At 64.4% G+C, this 1,102-nt stretch carries 2 protein-coding genes; both read right to left on the bottom strand.

Features of this window, described 5'->3' with window-relative positions; genetic code table 11:
- Positions 1-54: 54 nt before the first annotated feature.
- Positions 55-813, bottom strand: coding sequence for an IS21-like element helper ATPase IstB (gene istB, locus NKI24_RS35765; protein ID WP_352750900.1), 759 nt, complete (start codon positions 811-813; stop codon positions 55-57).
- Positions 813-1,102: Mu transposase domain-containing protein (locus NKI24_RS35760; protein ID WP_502901518.1), on the bottom strand; the 290-nt coding region annotated here is incomplete at its 5' end. The genes NKI24_RS35760 and istB, both read right to left, overlap by 1 nt.

Genomic DNA, 1,102 nt, shown 5'->3' with positions numbered 1-1,102 from the left:
ATCCCCTTCTTTTTGGTGGGTGGTGGTGGGGGGGTTTTGGGGGGCCCTGCTCCCCTAATTTGACTCCCCACCCCCCCGCTTTTCGCGAAGCCGGTAGCTGTCGCCACGGATGGTTATCACTGTCGAATGATGAAGCAGGCGATCAAGGATCGCCGTTGCCACCACGGGATCGCCAAACACGCTGCCCCATTCGCCCACCGAGCGGTTGGAGGTGATCAGGATCGATCCCCGCTCATAACGCCGCGACACCAGCTGGAAGAACAGATGCGCGGCATTGGCTTCGAACGGGAGATAGCCGAGCTCGTCGATGATCAACAGTTTCGGCCGCGACAGGGTCGTCAGCTGCTTTTCGAGTGAACCGTCGTCATGGGCCTTGGCCAGCATCGCCACGAGCGTGGCCGCCGTGACGAACTGGACGCTATGGTTCTGCCGGATCGCCTCGCGCCCGAGAGCCACCGCCAGATGTGTCTTGCCCGTACCCGGAGGTCCAAGGAACAGGACCGTGTCGCCATGGGCAATCCAGCGGCAGGTCGCCAGTTCCCGGACTTGGCGCTGATCCAGCGACGGCTGCGCGTCGAAGTCGAAGCCATCGAGTTCGCGCACAAACGGGAACTGCGCGATCTTGCCTGCCATGGAGATGCGCCGCTCGTCGCGCCGCGCGATCTCGCGCGTCACGAGGAAGGCCAAAGCCTCGCGCAAGGTCATTTGCGAACGCGCCGCTTCGTCCAGGAGCGTATCGAGCTGGTCCCGGATCGCGGTCAGCTTCAGCCGGTCGAGCTGAGCCACCAGCATCTCGTGATCGACCGTCGTCATCACCAGCTGCCTCCCACCAGTGCCTCATATTCGGCCAGCGGCCGCAACAGAGCGGAAGGCGCAACAATATCCGCCGGCGCCGATTGCACCGGCGCAGCAGCGCCGACCACGCCGGCAAGATGCGCGCGCTCGACAATCCGTTGGCGACGTCCGCGGCACAAGGCATGATCCGCCACCACCTCGCCCGCATGACGCACGATAACGCGGCCGCCCAGCACCACGACCTGGACGCTCTCCCCGATCAGCCGCCAGGGAACCGAGTAACTGTTCGTGTCCAGGTCGATTGCGC

The sequence above is a fragment of the Mesorhizobium sp. M0701 genome, from assembly GCF_040320365.1.
In the GTDB taxonomy this organism is placed as follows: Bacteria; Pseudomonadota; Alphaproteobacteria; order Rhizobiales; family Rhizobiaceae; genus Mesorhizobium.
This window is presented reverse-complemented; position numbering and strand designations above follow the sequence as displayed.

What these genes read in the sequence shown, in the direction of transcription:
- istB (WP_352750900.1), bottom strand. Translation starts at nt 813, where the DNA reads ATGACGACGGTCGATCACGAGATGCTGGTGGCTCAGCTCGACCGGCTG.